Here is a 4,583-nt window from a genome sequence, read left to right as displayed (position 1 = left end):
GACCGTCGAGAGTATCGAATCAATGCCTCAGATTGTGATCGTCGAAGACGAAACCATTATCCGCTCCGCCTTGCGCCGACTGCTGGAACGCAACCAGTACCAGGTCAGCGAAGCCGGTTCAGTGCAGGAAGCACAAGAACGCTTCAGCATTCCCACTTTCGACCTGATCGTCAGCGACCTGCGACTTCCGGGCGCGCCGGGCACCGAGCTGATCAAGCTCGGCCAGGGCACCCCGGTGCTGATCATGACCAGCTACGCCAGCCTGCGCTCGGCCGTGGACTCGATGAAGATGGGCGCGGTCGACTACATCGCCAAGCCCTTCGACCACGACGAGATGCTCCAGGCCGTGGCCAGGATCCTGCGTGACCGTCAGGCCGCCCCCGCCGCCGGCGAAGCCGTCGCGGGCAAGGCCGCCAACGGCAGCGGCAAGGCTGCCGCCGACGCCGGCAACGGCGAGATCGGCATCATCGGCTCCTGTCCGCCGATGCAGGACCTGTACGGCAAGATCCGCAAGGTCGCGCCGACCGACTCCAATGTGCTGATCCAGGGCGAGTCCGGCACCGGCAAGGAACTGGTGGCCCGGGCCCTGCACAACCTGTCCAGGCGCGCCAAGGCACCGATGATCTCGGTGAACTGCGCCGCCATTCCGGAAAGCCTGATCGAGTCCGAACTGTTCGGCCACGAGAAGGGCGCGTTCACCGGCGCCAGCGCCGGCCGCGCCGGCCTGGTGGAGGCGGCGGACGGCGGCACGCTGTTCCTCGACGAGATCGGCGAACTGCCGCTGGAGGCCCAGGCCCGCCTGCTGCGCGTGCTGCAGGAAGGCGAGATCCGCCGGGTCGGCTCGGTGCAGTCGCAGAAGGTCGACGTGCGCCTGATCGCCGCGACCCACCGGGACCTGAAGAACCTGGCGAAAGTCGGGCAGTTCCGTGAAGACCTTTACTACCGCCTGCACGTGATCGCCCTGAAACTGCCGGCGCTGCGCGAGCGCGGCGCCGACGTCAACGAAATCGCCAATGCTTTCCTCGCCCGCCAGAGCGCCCGGATCAACCGTACCGACCTGAAGTTCGCCGCCGATGCCGAACAGGCGATCCGTCACTATTCCTGGCCGGGCAACGTGCGGGAGCTGGAGAATGCGGTGGAGCGCGCGGTGATCCTGAGCGAAAGCCCGGAAATCTCCGCTGACCTTTTGGGCATCGACATCGAGCTGGGGGACCTGGAGGAGGACGAATTCATCGGCCTGCCCGCGCAAGCGGCCGCCAGCGTGCCCACCAACAGCCACGAGCCGACCGAAGACCTGTCGCTGGAGGACTACTTCCAGCACTTCGTCCTTGAGCATCAGGACCACATGACCGAGACCGAACTGGCGCGCAAGCTGGGCGTCAGCCGCAAGTGCCTGTGGGAACGCCGTCAGCGCCTGGGCATTCCGCGGCGCAAGACCGGTGCCACCAGCGAGAGCTGAACGTTACCTGTCGAGTGTGCGGGTAACCGTTGAAAGGCTGAGAAAACTGTTACCTCAGCCATTTCACGTAACAGAAGCCGGGGTTATCGGTAACGAAACCCCGGCTTTTTTTTGCCCTGAAAAACCTGCCAGACCGTCCTAACCCCTTGTTTTATTGGGGATCGCAAAAGTTGGCACGGCACCTGCTATATGTTTGGTACAAGAACAATAACAAGCAATGCATAAGACAATAAAAATAAGACGAATCGACTCACGCACAATAAAAACAAGACGGCGAGAGGCGCAGCTAACTGATTCTTTTGGAGAGGCGTTGTATTTGGGATTCGTCCCACGACCAGGCCGAGAACAACAAAAACTGTCTTGAGACAGAGCCTGCACTGGTTGGATCGCAAGATCACTGCAACTCAGCGACCAAAGCAATCCGTTTGCTCTTGGCTCCCGAATGGGAGGGTCATGAAGGGAAAACCTCATGACGAGGGCGCTCAACAAAAACAAGAAGCCCAAATCAAAAATAAAAAGAGCACGCAACTACTTCTTGGGGAGCTTCGGCTCCCCTTGTAGTTTCCGCCTCCTGGACGTCCGTCCTGCGGCCTTCACCCCCAATAATCACGGCGCCGAACGCCCAAGACCGCGGCCTGCAGCTCAAATCCGCCGCGTCCTACACCATTCGCCGACTAAATGCTAGAATCCCCGCCCATCATGCGGCCATTCCCCGGTAAGGCCGAACATTCCTTCAAACAGTGCATCCCATGCTGAAGAAGCTGTTCCAGTCATTTCGAACGCCCCTGCGTCGTACGCAACACATCCGTAGCACGCCTGAAGTCCTCAACAGCGGCCAACATTCGCTGCAGAAGGCCCAGTTCAGCCGTTACGCGGTCAACATCGTCGAACGTCTGCAGAGCGCCGGCTACCAGGCCTACCTGGTCGGCGGCTGCGTGCGCGACATGCTGCTGGGCATCACGCCCAAGGATTTCGACGTGGCCACCAGCGCCACCCCCGAACAAGTCCGGGCCGAATTCCGCAACGCGCGGATCATCGGCCGCCGCTTCAAGCTGGTGCATATCCATTTCGGCCGCGAAATCATCGAGGTCGCGACCTTCCGCGCCAACCACCCGCAGAACGAAGACGACGAAGACAGCAACCAGTCCTCGCGCAACGAAAGCGGGCGGATCCTGCGCGACAACGTCTACGGCACCCTGGAAGAAGACGCGCAACGCCGCGACTTCACCATCAACGCCCTGTATTACGACCCGGTCAGCGAGCGCATCCTCGACTACGCCAACGGCGTGCACGATATCCGCAATCACCTGATCCGCCTGATCGGCGACCCGGTGCAGCGCTACCAGGAAGACCCGGTGCGGATGCTGCGGGCCGTGCGCTTCGCCGCCAAGCTCAATTTCGGCATCGAGAAGCACACCGTCCAGCCGATCCGCGACCTGGCGCCGATGCTGCGCGAGATCCCGTCGGCCCGCCTGTTCGAGGAAGTGCTCAAGCTGTTCCTCTCCGGCCACGGTGCGATCACCTACGAAATGCTGGTCGACCTGCAGCTTTTCGAACCGCTGTTCCCGGCCAGCGCCGACGCGCTGGAGCACAACCCGGAATACACCCACACGCTGATCAGCGAAGCCCTGACCAACACCGACCTGCGGATCAAGCAGAACAAGCCGGTGACCCCGGCCTTCCTGTTCGCTGCCCTGCTGTGGCCTGCCCTGCCGGCCCGTGTGCTGCGCCTGCAGGAACGGGGCATGCCGCCGATTCCGGCGATGCAGGAAGCGGCCCACGAACTGATCGCCGAGCAGTGTCAGCGCATCGCCATTCCGAAGCGTTTCACGATGCCGATCCGCGAGATCTGGGACATGCAGGAACGCCTGCCGCGGCGCAGCGGCAAACGCGCCGACCTGCTGCTGGACAACCCGCGCTTCCGCGCCGGCTACGACTTCCTGCTGCTGCGCGAAAGCGCCGGCGAGCAGACCGACGGCCTGGGCGAATGGTGGACCGACTACCAGGACGCCAACGACAGCGGGCGCCGGGACATGATCCGCGAGCTCAGCGGCAAGGACGACGGCACCGGCGGCGCACCGCGCAAGCGCCGTCGCAGCAACGCCAAACGCAAGAGCGCGGCGGGCGAGTAAGGCATGGAACGCATCTACATCGGCATGGGCAGCAACCTGGCTGACCCGGCCGAGCAATTGCGCAGCGCGGTCGACGCGCTGGCGCACCTGCCCGCCACCGAGCTGACCGGCGTCTCGGCGTTCTACCAGAGCGACTCGCTGCTGCCGGGCCAACCGCGCTACACCAACGCGGTGGCGGCCTTGGACAGCTCGCTCGCGCCGCTGGAACTGCTCGACGCCCTGCAAGCCATCGAAAACGATCAGGGCCGCGAACGCCTGGAACGCTGGGGCCCGCGCACGCTGGACCTGGACATCCTGCTGTTCGGCGACCGGCTGATCGACGAACCTCGCCTCAAGGTGCCGCACTACCACATGCAGGAACGCGCATTCGTCCTGTATCCCCTGGCGGAGCTGGCGCCGCAGGACCTGCGCCTGGCCGATGGCCGCACCCTGGCCGAGCTGCTGGCGGCCTGCCCGTTCACCGGCCTCGAACGCCTCTGACGGTTTCCCCTTGCCCGGCCCAGGGTTGCCTGGGCTGACGTCATCGCCAGCAGGCTGGCTCCCACAGGGATCACTGCCGACGCCCCCGCCGCTGCCCGCCATTGCCTTTTTTGTAGGACAAAAAACCGGCAGCCCAGCCCCGCCGCACCGCTGAATCGCATCAGTAACGCCGGTAACACTCCCCTCGTAACAATGCGGTAACACACGTAATTGACTTCCTGGGTTCTCATCACGACTATAGGCGTCCCGCTGCCGCCAACCCGGCGCACAAGGGCGCAATCCGGGCCTTATAAGCACGACACAAGAGCGTGCGCCTGAATAGATGACGAATCACGCGCGTTACCCGCAGCAGTTTCCAATGCGCCTGAACGAGGATTTCTTACATGCCAGCCATCACCCTGACCACGCTCCAGAGCCTCAAGCAGAAAGGTGAAAAGATCACCATGCTGACCTGCTATGACGCGACCTTCGCCCAATCCTGCAACGAGGCCGGTGTCTAAGTGCTGCTTGTT

3 protein-coding genes and 2 pseudogenes (1 of these 5 running past the window's edge) are annotated in these 4,583 nt (G+C 63.2%); all 5 read left to right on the top strand.

Going from position 1 to position 4,583, the window contains the following annotated elements:
* A pseudogene (locus tag ACIP0B_RS22990) lies at window positions 1-21 on the top strand (sensor histidine kinase) (its annotated part extends 2,892 nt beyond the left edge of the window); the annotation flags it as partial.
* 1 nt (window position 22) lies between these two features.
* Window positions 23-1,459 (top strand): sigma-54-dependent transcriptional regulator, encoded by a 1,437-nt coding sequence (locus tag ACIP0B_RS22985; protein ID WP_400836287.1) that lies wholly within the window; start codon window positions 23-25, stop codon window positions 1,457-1,459.
* Between the two features lie 749 nt (window positions 1,460-2,208).
* Complete coding sequence (locus ACIP0B_RS22980) at window positions 2,209-3,591, top strand: polynucleotide adenylyltransferase PcnB (RefSeq protein WP_217890564.1); 1,383 nt, start codon at window positions 2,209-2,211, stop codon at window positions 3,589-3,591.
* Window positions 3,592-3,594: 3 nt separating this feature from the next.
* Window positions 3,595-4,071: a 2-amino-4-hydroxy-6-hydroxymethyldihydropteridine diphosphokinase gene (gene folK, locus ACIP0B_RS22975; RefSeq protein ID WP_400836285.1), complete on the top strand. Its 477-nt coding sequence runs from the start codon at window positions 3,595-3,597 to the stop codon at window positions 4,069-4,071.
* 383 nt (window positions 4,072-4,454) lie between these two features.
* Window positions 4,455-4,568, top strand: a pseudogene (locus tag ACIP0B_RS22970) (3-methyl-2-oxobutanoate hydroxymethyltransferase); the annotation flags it as partial.
* Window positions 4,569-4,583: the final 15 nt, after the last annotated feature.

This window comes from Pseudomonas sp. NPDC089534 (assembly GCF_044749305.1).
GTDB lineage: Bacteria > Pseudomonadota > Gammaproteobacteria > Pseudomonadales > Pseudomonadaceae > Aquipseudomonas > Aquipseudomonas ekonensis.
Note: the sequence above shows the minus strand (reverse complement) of the source record. Positions and strands in the feature narration are given on the sequence as shown.

What these genes read in the sequence shown, in the direction of transcription:
- ACIP0B_RS22985 (WP_400836287.1), top strand. Translation starts at nt 23, where the DNA reads ATGCCTCAGATTGTGATCGTCGAAGACGAAACCATTATCCGCTCCGCC.
- ACIP0B_RS22980 (WP_217890564.1), top strand. Translation starts at nt 2,209, where the DNA reads ATGCTGAAGAAGCTGTTCCAGTCATTTCGAACGCCCCTGCGTCGTACG.
- folK (WP_400836285.1), top strand. Translation starts at nt 3,595, where the DNA reads ATGGAACGCATCTACATCGGCATGGGCAGCAACCTGGCTGACCCGGCC.